Consider the following 14,845-nt stretch of genomic DNA (forward strand, 5'->3'; position numbering starts at 1 on the left):
CGCCGTCGGTGCGGGCGCTGGCTAGGCCGCCGCGTGGCTCTCGAACCTGACAATGCTAGCAAACTCGGCCGGATCGAGGCTCGCGCCGCCCACGAGCACGCCGTCGACGTCCGCCTCCGAGAGGATTGCCGCGGCGTTGGCCGCCTTGACGGAGCCGCCGTAGAGGAGGCGCGTGCCTGCCGCCGCCTCGGCGCCGAAGATCTGGGCGAGCTCGGCCCGGATGGCCGCGCACATCTCCTGCGCGTCCTCGGGGCCGGCGACCTCGCCGGTGCCGATCGCCCAGACCGGCTCGTAGGCGACGACGAGCTGGGCGGCCTGCTCGGCGGTGAGGCCCTCGACGTCGGCGCGGAGCTGCGCGAGCGTGTGCTCCACGTGGGTGCCAGCCTGGCGGATCTCGAGGCCCTCGCCGACGCACAGGACCGGGACGAGGCCGTGCTTGAACGCCGCCTTGGTCTTGGCGTTGAGGACCTCGTCGGTCTCGCCGTGGACCTCGCGGCGCTCGGAGTGCCCCACGAGGACGTAGCGGCAGCCGAGCTTTGCCAGGAACGCGCCGCTGATGTCACCGGTGTAGGCACCAGAGTCGAACTGCGAGAGGTCCTGGCCGCCGTACGCGACGGGGAGGTCGTCGCCCGCAACGAGGGTCTGGACGCCGCGCAGGTCGGTGAACGGCGGGAAGACCGCGACCTCGACGCGCGAGAAGTCGTGCTTGGCGTCGTCGAGTGTCCAGGCGAGCTTCTGGAGCAGGGTGATGGCCTGGACGTGGTCCATGTTCATCTTCCAGTTGCCCGCGATGAGCGGGGTGCGGTCGAACGTGCCGTTGGTCGAGCTGGTCACGGTGCCTCCTGGGAGTCGTGGGATCAGGGGAACGGCCGGGCGCGGGGGGCGCACTGGGTGCGCCCGGCACGCCCGGCCGTGATGAAAAACGCGGTGGCTAGGCGCCGAGGGCCGTGAGGCCCGGGAGCTCCTTGCCCTCGAGGTACTCGAGGCTCGCGCCGCCACCGGTCGAGATGTGGCCGAACTGGCCGTCCTCGAAGCCGAGCGTGCGGACCGCGGCCGCGGAGTCGCCGCCGCCGACGACGGTCAGCGCGCCGCTGCCCGTGGCGTCCGCCAGACCCTGCGCGACGGCCTTCGTGCCCGCCGCGAAGGCCGGGAACTCGAAGACGCCCATGGGGCCGTTCCAGAAGACGGTCTTCGCGCCGGCGATCTCGCGTGCGAACGCCTCGGCGGTCTCGGGCCCGATGTCGAGGCCGATGCCGGAGGCGCCGAAGGCCGTGTCCTCGATCTTGTCCGCGGCGGCGACCTCGTGCTGGGCGTCCGCGGCGAAGCCGGAGGCGACCACGACGTCGGTGGGCAGCACGAACTCCGTGCCCGCCGCCGTCGCGCGCTCGAGGTAGTCCTGGACGGTGCCGATCTGGTCCTGCTCGAGGAGGCTCGAGCCGACCTTGTGACCGTTCGCGGCGAGGAAGGTGAACAGCATGCCGCCGCCCACGAGGAGCTTGTCCGCCTTGCCGATGAGGTTGTCGATCACCGCGAGCTTGTCGGAGACCTTCGAGCCGCCGAGGACGACGACGTAAGGACGGTCCGCGCCGTCGGTGAGACGGCGCAGCACCTCGACCTCTGCGCGGACGAGCTCCCCGAGGTACGCGGGAAGGATCTGCGCAATATCGAACACCGATGCGTGCTTGCGGTGCACGGCGCCGAACGCGTCGTCCACGTAGGCGCCGCGCTCCCCCGTCAGGGCGGCGAGCTCGCGCGCGAACGCGGCACGCTCGGCGTCGTCCTTGCTCGTCTCACGGGCGTCGAAGCGGACGTTCTCGAGGACCAGGACCTGACCGTCCTCGAGCCCCGCGGCGAGGCCCTGGGCGCTCTCGCCGACGGTGTCCTCGGCGCGCTGCACCGTGATGCCGGCGGCCCCGGCCAGGTCGGCGAGGCGGTCGGCGGCTGGCTTGATCGAGTACTTGGGCTCGGGCGCGCCCTTGGGGCGGCCGAGGTGGGCCATGACGATGACCCGGGCGCCGGCCTCGGCCAGCTTCTGGATCACGGGGAGGGAGGCGCGGACGCGGCCGTCATCAGTGACGGTGGACCCGTCGAGCGGCACGTTCAGGTCCGACCGGACCAGAACGCGCCGCCCGCGGACACCATCGGCGAGCAGCTCGTCGAGAGTGTGTGCAGTCATGAGGTCAGGCTATCTGAGTTCCCGGAACGTTACGGGACTCAGAGCTTGGAGGCGACCAGCTCGGTGAGGTCCACGAGGCGGTTCGAGTAGCCCCACTCGTTGTCGTACCACGAGACGACCTTGACCTGGTTGCCGATGACCTTGGTCAGGCCGGCGTCGAAGATCGAGGAGGCCGGGTCCGTCACGATGTCCGAGGAGACGATCGGGTCCTCGGTGTAGGCGAGGATGCCCTTGAGCTCCTGCTCGGCGGCGGCCTTGACCGCGGCGTTGACTTCCTCCTTGGTGACCTCGCGCGAGAGAGTCACGGTGAGGTCGGTCGCGGAGCCCGTCGGGACCGGGACGCGGATCGCGTAGCCGTCGAGCTTGCCCTTGAGCTCCGGCAGGACCAGGCCGATGGCCTTCGCGGCGCCCGTGGAGGTCGGGACCATGTTCAGCGCTGCGGCGCGGGCGCGGCGGAGGTCCTTGTGCGGGCCGTCCTGGAGGTTCTGGTCCGCCGTGTAGGCGTGCACCGTGGTCATGAGGCCGCGCTCGATGCCGAACGCGTCGTTGATGACCTTGGCCAGCGGGCCGAGGCAGTTGGTGGTGCAGGAGGCGTTCGAGATGATGTTGTGCGCGGACGCGTCATAGAGCGAGTCGTTCACGCCCATGACGATCGTGATGTCCTCGTCGGTGGCCGGCGCGGAGATGATGACCTTCTTCGCGCCCGCGTCGATGTGCTTCTTGGCGTCCGCGGCCTTGGTGAAGAATCCGGTGGACTCGACGACGATGTCGACGCCGAGGTCCTGCCACGGGAGGTTCGCGGGGTCGCGCTCGGCGAGGACCTTGATCTCCTTGCCGCCGACGACGATGGCGCCGTCGCGGGCCTCCACGGACTCGGCGAGGCGACCGGTCACGGAGTCGTACTTGAGCAGGTGAGCCAGGGTCTCGGGGCTCGTGAGGTCGTTGACCGCCACGATCTCGAGGTCCGCGCCCTGGGAGAGGGCGGCACGGAAGAAGTTGCGGCCGATGCGGCCGAAGCCGTTGATGCCAATACGAGTGGTCACTCTGGTCGATCTCCTTGATGCTCAGTCGAGCACCCAGGAGACTGCTCGAACTGTTAGACGGTCCGCACATCGTTGGGCAGAGATTTGCACGAGGAAAGGCCCACAGCCCGAGTCTCCATTGTCCATGGCTGAAAGGCCTGCGCGGCCTTTCCGCCCACCATCCTACGGGGAAAGGGCCCGTCTCGGAACAGACGGACCCTTTCGCACCGAATGTCACAGAATGTGACGCGAATCTCAGGAGACGGTGATGAGGCTCCCAGCGCCCTGGCGCGCGGACTCGAGGCGCTTGGAGACGTCGGCCCAGTTCACGATGTTCCAGAACGCCTTGACGTAGTCCGCCTTGACGTTGACATAGTCGAGGTAGAAGGCGTGCTCCCACATGTCCAGCATGAGCAGCGGGATCGTGCCGACGGGGACGTTGCCCTGCTGGTCGTAGAGCTGCTCGATGACGACGTTGCCACCGAGGGGCTCGTAGGCGAGGATCGCCCAGCCGGAGCCCTGGAGGCTCGTCGCCGCCGCGCTGAAGTGCGCGACGAACTTGTCGAAGGAGCCGAACGCGTCGTCGATCGCCGCGGCGAGCTCGCCCTCGGGCTTGTCGCCGCCCTCCGGGGAGAGGTTGTTCCAGAAGATCGAGTGGTTGGTGTGGCCACCGAGGTGGAACGCGAGGTCCTTGCTCAGGCGGGTGACGTTGGCGAAGTCGCCAGCCTCGCGGGCCTCGGCGAGCTTCTCGAGCGCCGTGTTGGCACCCGCGACGTAGGCGGCGTGGTGCTTGCTGTGGTGCAGCTCCATGATCCGGGCCGAGATGTGCGGCTCGAGCGCCGCGTAGTCGTACGGAAGCTCAGGCAGTACGTAGGTCACAACATCCTCCATCGGTTGGTTTCCCGCGCCACGTCCCATGAAGCACGGGCTGATGACTGCTCCATCCTATGCAGATCCGGGGGCATGCCCGTCGACGGCGGTCAGCCGTCGAGCATGTCGGGCGTAACGTTGGCCTCGGTGCCGGGGATTCCGGTCTCGGCGGCCTTCTTGTCCGCCATCGCCAGGAGCCGGCGGATCCGGCCGGCGATCGCGTCCTTGGTCAGCGGCGGGTCGGCGAGCCGACCGAGCTCGTCGAGGCTCGCCTGCTTGTGCGCGACGCGCAGTTCGCCCGCGTAGCGCAGGTGCTCGGGCACGTCGTCCCCGAGGATCTCGAGCGCGCGCTCCACCCGGGCGCCCGCTGCCACGGCGGCCTGCGCGGAGCGGCGGAGGTTCGCGTCGTCGAAGTTCGCGAGCCGATTCGCCGTCGCCCGCACCTCCTTGCGCATGCGCCGCTCCTCCCACGCCATGAGCGCGTCGTGCGCGCCCATGCGGGTCAGCAGCGCGGCGATCGCGTCGCCGTCGCGCACGACGACGCGGTCCACCCCCCGCACTTCCCTCGCCTTCGCGGCGATGCCGAGCCGGCGGGCGGCGCCGACGAGCGCGAGGGCGGCCTCGGGGCCGGGGCACGTGACCTCGAGCGAGCTCGAGCGCCCGGGCTCCGTGAGCGAGCCGTGGGCGAGGAACGCGCCGCGCCACACGGCCTCGGCGTCCGCGGCCGAGCCGTTGACGACGACCGACGGCAGCCCGCGCACGGGGCGCCCGCGGTTGTCGAGCAGTCCGGTCTGCCGCGCGAGGGCTTCCCCGTCGCGCACCACGCGCACGACGTAGCGGCTGCCCTTGCGCAGGCCCCCGCCCGAGACGACGATGATCTCGCTCTGGTGCCCGTAGACCTCATGGATGGCCGCGCGCAGCCGTCGGGCGGTCGAGGCGAGGTCCACCTCGGCCTCGATGACGATGCGGCCGGAGATGATGTGCAGGCCACCCGCGAACCGCAGGATCGCCGAGACTTCGGCCTTGCGCTCGGAGGACTTCTTGACGCCCAGCCGCGACAGCTCGTCCTTGACGCCCTGGGTCAGTGCCATGGTGTGCCCTCCTGCTCGGATGCGCGCGGCGGCGCGGAGCCTGCGCGGCTCATCGCCCGCCGCCGTTGAAGATCTCGTGGTACGCCCCGGCGAGGCGGAGCGCATCGTGGACCGGCCGATGGCCGGAAGACCTTACTCTACCGAAGTGGACCTCGGCCCCGAGCTCGGCGGCGACGCGTACGAACTCGTCGCGGTCGCGGACCGAGGTGACGTCGGCGATGATGGCGTCGACGCTGAACTCGGGGGCGGCGCGCTGGATGACGCGGAGGTGGTCCGCGGCGGTCATGCCGGACGTCTCCTTCGTGTCCACAGCGAGGTTCATCGTCAGGCACCGACGCGCGGGGGTGTCGCACAGGGCCTGGCGCATCTCGGGCAGGGTCAGGTGCGGGAGCACGGACGTGTACCAGGAGCCGGGGCCCAGGATGACCCAGTCGGCGAGCTCGATCGCGCTGAGCGCCTCGGGGCACGCGGGGGCGTCGTCGGGCACGAGGCGCACGTCCTCGAGCCGGCCGGCGACGGCGCACGCGGCCTGGCCGCGGATCGTCTCGAGCCGGTCCCCGCCGCCGTGCGGGCCGGAGACGAGCACGTCGCCCTCGATCATGAGGGGCACGCGCGACATCGGCAGGACCTGGCCCCGGGCACCGAGGAGCGCACCGGCCCACCGCAGGCCCGCCACGATGTCGCCCAGGAGCTCCGCGAGGGTCACGATGAGCAGGTTCCCCATCGCGTGGTTGTCGAGGCCGCTCGTCCCGGCCGGGGAGCGGAAGCGGTGCTGCATGACGTCGCGCCACGTGCGGCCCCAATCGGTGTCGTCGCACAGGGCGGCGAGGGCCATCCGCAGGTCGCCCGGGGGGACGACGCCGAAGTCGCGGCGCAGGCGCCCGGAGGAGCCGCCGTCGTCCGCGACGGTGACGACGGCGGTGAGCTCCGTCGTGAGGAGGCGCAGGGCGGAGAGCGAGCCGGCGAGGCCGTGGCCGCCGCCGAGGGCGACGACGGAGGGTCCCTTGGGCACGCCCCCGTTCGTGCCAGCACCAGGACGGACGAGCGGGAGCTGGCCGGTGAACAGGGCGCTCACTCCCGGCCCAGATCCCGGTGCGACGTGGTCACGGTCACGCGCGGCTGCTGGGCGAACCGCTTGCCGAGCTCCTCCACGATCGCCACGGAGCGGTGCTTGCCGCCCGTGCAGCCGACGGCGATGGTCGCGTAGTGCTTGTTCTCGCGCCGGTAGCCGGAGAGGACGGGCTCGAGGGCGTGGACGTAGCGGTCCACGAAGTCCTGGGCGCCGTTGGCCACGAGGACGTAGTCGCTCACGTCCGGGTCGAGGCCCGTGTGCGGGCGCAGCTGCGGGACCCAGTGCGGGTTCGGGAGGAAGCGCACGTCGGCGACGTAGTTGGCGTCCGCCGGCAGCCCGTACTTGAAGCCGAAGCTCATGATGTTCAGGCGCAGCGTGACCGGGCCCTTCTCGGAGAACAGCTCCGTGATGGCCGTCGCGAGCCCGTGCACGTTGAAGTCGGAGGTGTCGAGGACGAGGGTCGCGCTCTCCTTGAGCTCCGCGAGCAGCGTGCGTTCCGCGGCGATGCCGTCGGAGATGCGCCCGCCAGCCTGCAGCGGATGTGGGCGGCGGCCCTGTTCGAAGCGGCGGATGAGGACCTCGTCGCTCGAGTCGAGGAAGAGGACCCGGTACTCCGCGCCGCTCGCCGCGAGCTGGGTGAGGGCGCCGCGGATGTCCGCGTCGAGGCCCTTGCTGCGCACGTCCATGACGACCGCGAGCTTGGGGATCTTCGCCGAAGCGTGGCCCACGAGCTCGGACAGCGTACCGAGTAGCTGGGGCGGCAGGTTCTCCACGACGTACCAGCCGTGGTCCTCGAGGGCGTTGGCCGCCGTGCTCCGGCCCGCTCCGGACATCCCGGTGACGATGAGAAGCTCCGACGCGGTGGGTTTGACGGGGGTCAGGGTGTCTGGGCTCGCGTCCGCCGCGCTCGTCTCGCTCATGGGCCCCAGCCTAGCTAAGAGTCGAGGATTTCGCCGGTGCTGTAGTTGATGGCGGGGACCGTCTCCCCAGCCGGCTCACCGGCGGCATCGGCGCCCCCCGGCAGGTCGGGGAGCCCGCCGTCTCCCGCAGTGCCGAGGCCCGCCGTCCCGAGGCCGTGGAAGCGCGCGTGGATGGCGCCAGCGAGGGCTGGCCCGACTCCGGGTGCCTCGGCGAGCTCGGCCAGGCTCGCGGCCCTGAGCCGCTTGAGCGAGCCGAAGTGCGCGAGGAGCGCCTTCTTGCGGGCGGGCCCGAGCCCCGGGATCTCGTCCAGGAGCGAGGCCGTCATCGACTTGCCGCGCTTCTGCCGGTGGAATGTGATCGCGAAGCGGTGGGCCTCGTCGCGGATCCGCTGGAGCAGGTACAGGCCCTGCGACGCACGCGGGAGGATCACGGGGAAGTCGCCCTCGGGCAGCCAGACCTCCTCGAGCCTCTTCGCGAGGCCGATGACGCGCACCTCCTCGCCGATGCCGAGCTCGGCGAGGGCGCGCACGGCCGCCGTGACCTGGGGCTGGCCGCCATCGACGACGACGAGGTTCGGCGGGTAGGCGAACTTGCCCCTCTCATCGACCGGAAGCTCCCTGTCGGCGAGGTAGCTGCGGAACCGGCGCGTGAGGACGTCGTGCATCGCGGCGGTGTCGTCGCGGGCCGCGTCTCCCGTGACCGAGAAGCGGCGGTACTCGCTCTTCTTCGCGAGCCCGTCCTCGACGACGACCATGGATCCGACGACATTCGTGCCCTGGACGTGGGAGATGTCGAAGCACTCGATGCGCAGGGGCGCCTCGGGCAGCTCGAGCGCCTCCTGGAGTTCCTGGAGGGCGAGCGAGCGGGTCGTGATGTCGCCGGCGCGGCGGCTCTTGTGCAGGCGCAGGGCCTGGACGGCGTTCTCGTGCACCGTCTCGAGCAGCGCGGCCTTGTCCCCGCGCTGCGGGACGCGCAGGGTCACGCGCGCTCCGCGGAGCGCGGAGAGCCACGCGGTGAGCTGCTCGGCGTCCTCCGGGAGAACCGGCACGAGCACCTCGCGCGGGAGCCGGCCGTCCGTCTCGGACTGCTCGCCGTAGACCTGGGCGAGGAGGTGCGTGACGAGCCCAGCGGGCGTCGTGTCCTCGACCTTCTCGACGACCCAGCCGCGCTGGCCGCGGATCCTGCCGCCGCGGACGTGGAACACCTGCACGGCGGCCTCGAGCTCGTCCTCCTCGACGGCGAAGACGTCCGCGTCGGTGTCCTCGGCGAGCACGACGGCGTTGCGCTCGAACACCTTGCGCATCGCGATGATGTCATCGCGCAGCTTGGCGGCGGTCTCGTAGTCGAGCTCGGCGACGGCCGCGGCCATGCGCTTCTCGAGACCGCCGATGAAGCGTTTGGCCTCGCCGCCCATGAACGCGCAGAAGTCCTCGGCGAGCCGGCGGTGCTCCTCGGGCGTGACGCGTCCGACGCAGGGAGCCGAGCACTTGTCGATGTAGCCCAGGAGGCACGGGCGGCCGCTCTGCTCGGCGCGCCGCAGGACGCCGGCGCTGCACGAGCGCACGGGGAAGACGCGCAGGAGCGTGTCCATGGTCTCCCGGATGGCGCCGGCTGTGTACGGGCCGAAGTAGCGCGTACCCTTGCGGCGCTCCCCGCGCAGCACCTGCACGCGGGGGTACTTCTCCCCCATCGACACGGCGAGGTAGGGGTACGTCTTGTCGTCGCGGAAGGCGAGGTTGTACCGCGGAGCGAACTCCTTGATCCACGTGTACTCGAGCTGGAGCGCCTCGAGCTCGCTGCCGACGATGGTCCACTCGACGCTCGCGGCCGCATGGACCATCGCGTAGGTCTTGGGCAGGAGCGTGGCGGGGTTGGCAAAGTACGAGTTCAGGCGCTGCCGGAGGCTCTTGGCCTTGCCGACGTAGATAACGCGGCCGTGCGGGTCGCGGAACCTGTAGACACCGGGATCCGCGGGGATCTCCCCCGTCTTCGGCCGGTAGCTCGATGGATCTGCCACTAGTCCAGTCTAGACAGGGGTGGGGCTCGCCGCGCGGCGCTTACTCCTGGGCGGGCGGCTTATTGTAGCCGGGCGCCCGGCCCTGCCCGCTCAGGGCCGCGATGGCGTCCATGATCCGGTCCGTCGCCTCGCGGCGCGCCGGCAGCGAGTGGTCCGGACCCGTCTTCCCGAAGTACAGCGGCTCCCCCACCACCATCTCGAAGTGCCGCGGGACGATGGTGTTCCTGTCCGCCGGCTGGAGCTTCTCGGTGCCCTTGAGGCCGACCGGGACGACGGGCGCGCCGGTCGTGAGGGCGAGCCAGCCGACGCCCGTCCGGCCGCGGTACAGGAGTCCGTCCCGCGATCGCGTGCCCTCGGGGTAAATGCCTATCCCGCGGCCCTCGTCGAGGAGGTCCAGGAGGGTCTTGAGCGCCGCCACGCTCGCGGCCTGTTCCCCGCGCTCGACCGGGATCGACCCGACGCCCTCGAAGAAGGCCTTCATGAGCTTTCCCTTGACGCCCGTGCCGTTGAAGTACTCGGCCTTGGCGAAGAACGCGACGCCGCGGGGCATGAGCGCCTGGATGATGACCGAGTCGAGGAACGAGAGGTGGTTCGAGGCCACGATGACCGGGCCGTCCTTCGGGACGTTCTCGAGCCCGGTCACGGTGGGGCGGCAGAAGCCCGCGATCGCGGCGCGGATGCTGTGGCGCGTGAGGGAGTAGATCACCATGCGGCGGCCTCCTGCGCCGATGCGGCGCGGCCCACGTCGAGGGCCGCCAGGATGGCTTCCTCGAGCTCGTCGGCGGTCCCGACGACGGCGGCCAGATCCAGCGCGGCGAACTCTCCCTCGGGGGCGAAGCCCCACAGGACGCCGATGCAGGCCACGCCGTTGGCGGCGGCACCGGCCGCGTCGTGGCGCCGGTCGCCGACCATGACCGCCGCGTCCGGACGCCCGTGGTTGGTGGCGAGGGCGGCGCGGACGATCCCGGTCTTGCCGTCCGGGGCAGGCGGCAGCGTCTCGTCGTCGGGCGCGCCGTGGATGCTGTGGAAGTGCCGGTCGAGCCCATGCGCCGCGAGCAGGCGCTTGGCGAGGGACTCGGGCTTCTGCGTCGCGACCGTGAGGCGCAGCCCGCGCCCGCGCAGCCGCTCGAGCAGCTCGGGGATGCCGGAGTAGGGGCGGCTCTCCGCCATGCCATGGGAGATGTACCGCTGGCGGTAGGAGTGGACGACGGCGGGGATCGCCTCGGCGGGCACCTCGGCGAGGCGGCGGAGGGACTCGACGAGGGGCGGGCCGACCATGCTCGAGAGCGTTGCCCCGTCCGGTACCGGAAGACCGTGTGCCGCGAGGGCATGCGCGATGCCGCCCGTGATGCTTCCTGCTGGGTCGACGAGGGTTCCGTCCAGATCGAAGATCACGAGTTCGGGGCTGTCTGTCACCGGGACAGTCTCCCATATCGTCTTCAGTGCCAGAAACTCGTATGAATACGCGGGCATGGAGCCCCGCAGAGGGCGTGCAGGGTCCATGCCGCGGCGTTCATCCCGGCGTTTTCCCGATGCTCAGGCCTTGCCGAGGACTTCCGCGAGGAACACTCCCGTGTGGCTCCCGTCGGCGCGGGAGACCTGTTCGGGGGTGCCCGTGGCGATGATGCGGCCGCCGCCGGAGCCACCGTCGGGGCCGAGGTCGAGGACCCAGTCGGCGCTCTTGATCACGTCGAGGTTGTGCTCGATCGTGATCACCGTGTTGCCCTTGTCGACGAGCGACTGCAGCACGCCCAGGAGCTTGCGGATGTCCTCGAAGTGCAGTCCGGTCGTCGGCTCGTCGAGGACGTAGACGCTGCGGCCGTTCGAGCGCTTCTGCAGCTCGGCGGCCAGCTTGACGCGCTGGGCCTCGCCGCCCGAGAGCGTCGTCGCCGGCTGACCCAGGCGCACGTACCCGAGGCCGACGTCGTTGAGCGTGCGCAGGTGCCTCGCGATCGGCGTGAACGCGGCGAAGAACTCCGCGGCCTCCTCAATGGGCATGTTGAGCACGTCGGCAATCGTCTTGCCCTTGTAGTGGACCTCGAGCGTCTCGCGGTTGTACCGCGCGCCGTGGCACACCTCGCACGGGACGTAGACGTCCGGGAGGAAGTTCATCTCGATCTTGAGCGTGCCGTCGCCACTGCAGGCCTCGCAGCGGCCGCCCTTGACGTTGAACGAGAAGCGGCCGGGCTGATAGCCGCGGACCTTGGCCTCGTTCGTCTCCGCGAACAGCTTGCGGATGTGGTCGAACACGCCCGTGTACGTCGCCGGGTTCGACCGCGGCGTGCGGCCGATGGGGCTCTGGTCCACGTGGATGACCTTGTCGAGGTGCTCGAGCCCCTCGATGCGCGTGTGCCGGCCGGCCACCTGCTTGGCATTGTTGAGCTTGTTCGCGAGGACCTTGTAGAGGATGTCGTTCACGAGGGTGGACTTGCCCGAGCCGCTCACGCCCGTCACGGCGGTCAGCACGCCGAGCGGGAAGGTCGCGTCGACCGTCTGGAGGTTGTGCTCGCGCGCGCCGACGACCTTGAGCTGGCGGGTCTTGTCGACCTTCCGGCGCTTGGCCGGGATCTCGATCCTGCGGCGGCCGGCGAGATAGTCGCCTGTGATGGACCGGCGGCTCTCCTTGAGCCCCTCGAGCGGGCCCGAGTACACGACCTCGCCGCCGTGCTCGCCAGCGCCCGGGCCGATGTCGACGATCCAGTCCGACTCGTGGATCGTGTCCTCGTCGTGCTCGACGACGATGAGCGTGTTGCCGAGGTCGCGCAGGCGAGTGAGCGTTTCGATCAGCCGGCGGTTGTCCCGCTGGTGCAGGCCGATGCTCGGCTCGTCGAGGACATACAGCACGCCCACGAGACCTGAGCCGATCTGCGTCGCGAGCCGGATGCGCTGCGCCTCGCCGCCCGAGAGGGTTCCGGCGGAGCGCTCGAGGTTGAGGTACTCGAGGCCAACGTCGAGCAGGAACGTCAGGCGCGCGTCGATCTCCTTGAGCACCTGGTGCGCGATCTGCTCCTCCCGCGCCGTGAGGTCGAGCGTCGCGAGGAAGTCCCGGGCCTCGCGGAGCGGGAGCCGCGAGGTCTCGGCGATCGACTTCCCGCCCACGAGCACGGACAGGGACGCCGGGTTGAGCCGCGCGCCGCCGCACTCGGGGCACGGGATCTCGCGCATGTACTCCTCGTAGCGGTCCCGGGCGAAGTCCGACTCCGTCTCGAGATGCTTGCGCTGGATGTACTGGACGGCGCCCTCGAAGCCCGTGCTGTACTTGCGCTCGCGGCCGAACCGGTTGCGGTACTGCACGACGACCTTGTGGTCCTTGCCGTAGAGCACCGCGTCCCGCGCATACTGCGGGAGGCTGTGCCACGCGGTGTTCACCGAGAAGCCGAGGTCGTCGGCGAGGCCCTCGAGCAGGCGGGTCCAGTATTCCTGCGTCGCGGCGCCGAGGGACCAGGGCGCAATGGCGCCCTCGGCGAGCGAGAGCGCGGGGTCCGGGACGACGAGCTCCTCGTCCACCTCGAGCTTCGTGCCGATGCCCGTGCACGCGGGGCACGCGCCGAAGGGGTTGTTGAAGGAGAACGAGCGCGGCTCGATCTCGTCGATCGCGAGCGGGTGCTCGTTGGGGCACGCGAGATTCTCGGAGAACGCGCGCACGCGGCCGTCGTCGTCCGCCTCGAGGTCCACGAAATCGGCGAGGACCCGGCCCTCTGCGAGCCCGAGCGCAGTCTCGACCGAGTCCGCGAGGCGCTGGCGGATGCCCTCCTTGACCACGAGGCGGTCGACGACGACCTCGATCGTGTGCTTGTACTGCTTGCCGAGCTTGGGCGGCTCGGAGAGCTGGATGAGCTCGCCGTCGACGCGGGCGCGCGCGTAGCCCTTCGCCGCGAGCTCCTTGAAGAGGTCGACGAACTCGCCCTTGCGCCCGCGCACGACGGGCGCGAGAAGCTGGAAGCGGGTCCCGTCGGGGAGCTCGAGCAGCTGGTCGACGATCTGCTGCGGGGTCTGCCTCGTGACGGGCTCGTGGCAGATCGGGCAGTGCGGGCGCCCGACGCGGGCCCAGAGGAGACGCATGTAGTCGTAGATCTCGGTGATCGTGCCGACGGTCGAGCGCGGGTTCTTGCTCGTGGACTTCTGGTCGATCGAGACGGCAGGCGAGAGGCCCTCGATGAAGTCGACGTCAGGCTTGTCCACTTGGCCCAGGAACTGGCGCGCGTAGGCGGAGAGAGACTCGACGTAGCGCCGCTGGCCCTCGGCGAAGATCGTGTCGAAGGCGAGCGATGACTTGCCCGAGCCGGAGAGGCCCGTGAAGACGATCATCGCGTCGCGGGGCAGGTCCAGGTCCACGTTGCGCAGGTTGTGCTCGCGGGCGCCCTTGACGACGATCCGGGTCAGGTCACTGTGGTGCGCCGGCCCGCCGGTGGCGCCGGACAGGACGCGCGGGGACGCGGACGCGGAGGCCTGGGGCGAGGGGGCATCGTTGAGCGTCGAGAGACTCTGCACCCATCCATGCTAGTCGACGGCGCCGACATTTCGAAAACGTCTTCGATAGCGCCGGTTACCCCGGCGGCCTCGGAGCCGGGCGGGTCAGAGCCGGGCGTACGCGGCGGTGAGGAGCTCGACGGCCTCTCCCAGCGTGCAGCCGCGCGCGTGGGCGGCGGACGCGAACGCGGCGGCCGCCGCGGCGAGCTCCTCCTCGCGCGCCCCCCGCGGCGCGATGCTCGTGCCCGCCCTGCCGGCCGTGACGACGACGCCGGCCTCCTCGAGCTCGCGGTAGGCGCGCGCCACGGTGTGCGGGGCGACGCCGAGCTCGGTGGCGAGCGCCCGCACAGGCGGGAGCCGGTGCCCGGCCGGCAGCGCGCCGTCGTCCGCGAGGCCGATGATGCGGCGGCGCAGCTGCTCGAAGAGCGGCGTTGCCAGCTCGGCGTTGGGCCGCCAGCGCCCGGGGAAGTCGGGATGTGACATGCGGCTCAGCCTACCGGCGGCGCGCCTACACTGGCCGCATGGGCAGCCTCCTCCACGATCTCGAGCGCGTCACGGTCCGCCGCATCGCCGTGAGCGAGATGGACAACAATGTCTACCTCATCACCGCCAAGGCGTCCGGGGCGCAGGTCCTCATCGACGCCGCGGACGACCTTCCCGCCATCCGGGAGCTCCTCGCCGAGGGCGCCGCGGACGCGCAGACCCCCGCGCGGCTCGCCCTCGTCGCGACGACGCACCAGCACTGGGACCACGTGCGCGCGCTCGAGGGCCTCGTCGAGGCCACCGGGGCGCAGGTGGCCGCGGGCCGGCAGGACGTCTCCGGGATCCCGGTGCCGGTCGACGTCGTCCTCGACCACGGCGACGTCGTGCCCGTCTCCACAGGCTCCGGCAGTTCCAGCGATTCCGGCGGTTTCGACCTGGCCGCCGTCCACCTGCGCGGGCACACGCCCGGCTCGATGGCGTTCGTCCTCCAGGAGCGCGATGGGCCGCCGCTCATCTTCTCCGGTGACTCGCTGTTCCCGGGCGGCGTGGGCAACACGCAGAAGGACCCGGACCGCTTCGCGCTGCTCTACGCCGACGTCACCGAGCGCCTCTTCGACGTCTACCCCGACGAGGCGGAGGTGCACCCCGGCCACGGGCGGCCGACGACGCTCGGCGCCGAGCGCCCGCACCTCGCCGAGTGGAAGCAGCGCGGCTGGTAGACGG

At 70.9% G+C, this 14,845-nt stretch carries 13 protein-coding genes; 1 reads left to right on the forward strand and 12 read right to left on the reverse strand.

Going from position 1 to position 14,845, the window contains the following annotated elements; genetic code table 11:
- Window positions 1-21: 21 nt before the first annotated feature.
- The 12 genes from tpiA to BV907_RS04520 all read right to left on the reverse strand — a co-directional run bounded on the left by tpiA (window position 22) and on the right by BV907_RS04520 (window position 14,122).
- A complete protein-coding gene (tpiA, locus tag BV907_RS04465) occupies window positions 22-834 on the reverse strand; it encodes a triose-phosphate isomerase (RefSeq protein ID WP_077488526.1) in 813 nt (270 codons plus the stop codon).
- Between the two features lie 97 nt (window positions 835-931).
- The gene (locus BV907_RS04470) at window positions 932-2,176 is read right to left on the reverse strand and encodes a phosphoglycerate kinase (RefSeq protein ID WP_077488527.1); all 1,245 of its coding nucleotides are present in this window, start codon (window positions 2,174-2,176) and stop codon (window positions 932-934) included.
- Between the two features lie 38 nt (window positions 2,177-2,214).
- The gene (gene gap, locus BV907_RS04475; protein ID WP_077488528.1) at window positions 2,215-3,219 is read right to left on the reverse strand and encodes a type I glyceraldehyde-3-phosphate dehydrogenase; all 1,005 of its coding nucleotides are present in this window, start codon (window positions 3,217-3,219) and stop codon (window positions 2,215-2,217) included.
- A 234-nt stretch (window positions 3,220-3,453) separates the two neighbouring features.
- Complete coding sequence (locus BV907_RS04480; RefSeq protein ID WP_077488529.1) at window positions 3,454-4,089, reverse strand: superoxide dismutase; 636 nt, start codon at window positions 4,087-4,089, stop codon at window positions 3,454-3,456.
- Window positions 4,090-4,178: 89 nt separating this feature from the next.
- On the reverse strand, window positions 4,179-5,159 hold the full coding sequence (gene whiA, locus BV907_RS04485; RefSeq protein ID WP_077488530.1) for a DNA-binding protein WhiA: 981 nt from the start codon (window positions 5,157-5,159) through the stop codon (window positions 4,179-4,181).
- A 49-nt stretch (window positions 5,160-5,208) separates the two neighbouring features.
- Window positions 5,209-6,234 carry a gluconeogenesis factor YvcK family protein gene (locus BV907_RS04490; RefSeq protein WP_077488531.1) on the reverse strand — a complete coding sequence of 342 codons (1,026 nt, stop codon included), beginning with the start codon at window positions 6,232-6,234 and terminating at the stop codon, window positions 5,209-5,211.
- Window positions 6,231-7,151, reverse strand: coding sequence for an RNase adapter RapZ (gene rapZ, locus BV907_RS04495; RefSeq protein ID WP_077488532.1), 921 nt, complete (start codon window positions 7,149-7,151; stop codon window positions 6,231-6,233). Before rapZ ends, BV907_RS04490 begins: the two co-directional genes overlap by 4 nt.
- A 14-nt stretch (window positions 7,152-7,165) precedes the next feature.
- Complete coding sequence (gene uvrC / locus BV907_RS04500; protein ID WP_077488533.1) at window positions 7,166-9,169, reverse strand: excinuclease ABC subunit UvrC; 2,004 nt, start codon at window positions 9,167-9,169, stop codon at window positions 7,166-7,168.
- Window positions 9,170-9,209: 40 nt separating this feature from the next.
- The gene (locus BV907_RS04505; RefSeq protein ID WP_077488534.1) at window positions 9,210-9,878 is read right to left on the reverse strand and encodes a lysophospholipid acyltransferase family protein; all 669 of its coding nucleotides are present in this window, start codon (window positions 9,876-9,878) and stop codon (window positions 9,210-9,212) included.
- Complete coding sequence (locus BV907_RS04510) at window positions 9,872-10,585, reverse strand: HAD hydrolase-like protein (protein WP_245827796.1); 714 nt, start codon at window positions 10,583-10,585, stop codon at window positions 9,872-9,874. The genes BV907_RS04505 and BV907_RS04510 overlap by 7 nt, the downstream gene beginning before the upstream one ends.
- Before the next feature lie 120 nt (window positions 10,586-10,705).
- The gene (gene uvrA / locus BV907_RS04515; protein ID WP_077488659.1) at window positions 10,706-13,591 is read right to left on the reverse strand and encodes an excinuclease ABC subunit UvrA; all 2,886 of its coding nucleotides are present in this window, start codon (window positions 13,589-13,591) and stop codon (window positions 10,706-10,708) included.
- Between the two features lie 153 nt (window positions 13,592-13,744).
- Window positions 13,745-14,122, reverse strand: coding sequence for a GntR family transcriptional regulator (locus BV907_RS04520; protein ID WP_077488536.1), 378 nt, complete (start codon window positions 14,120-14,122; stop codon window positions 13,745-13,747).
- 38 nt (window positions 14,123-14,160) lie between these two features.
- Here BV907_RS04520 and BV907_RS04525 point away from each other — a divergent pair, with 38 nt between their 5' ends.
- Window positions 14,161-14,841 (forward strand): MBL fold metallo-hydrolase, encoded by a 681-nt coding sequence (locus tag BV907_RS04525; RefSeq protein ID WP_077488537.1) that lies wholly within the window; start codon window positions 14,161-14,163, stop codon window positions 14,839-14,841.
- Window positions 14,842-14,845: the final 4 nt, after the last annotated feature.

The sequence above is a fragment of the Sinomonas mesophila genome (assembly GCF_001999765.1).
Taxonomy (GTDB): domain Bacteria; phylum Actinomycetota; class Actinomycetes; order Actinomycetales; family Micrococcaceae; genus Sinomonas; species Sinomonas mesophila.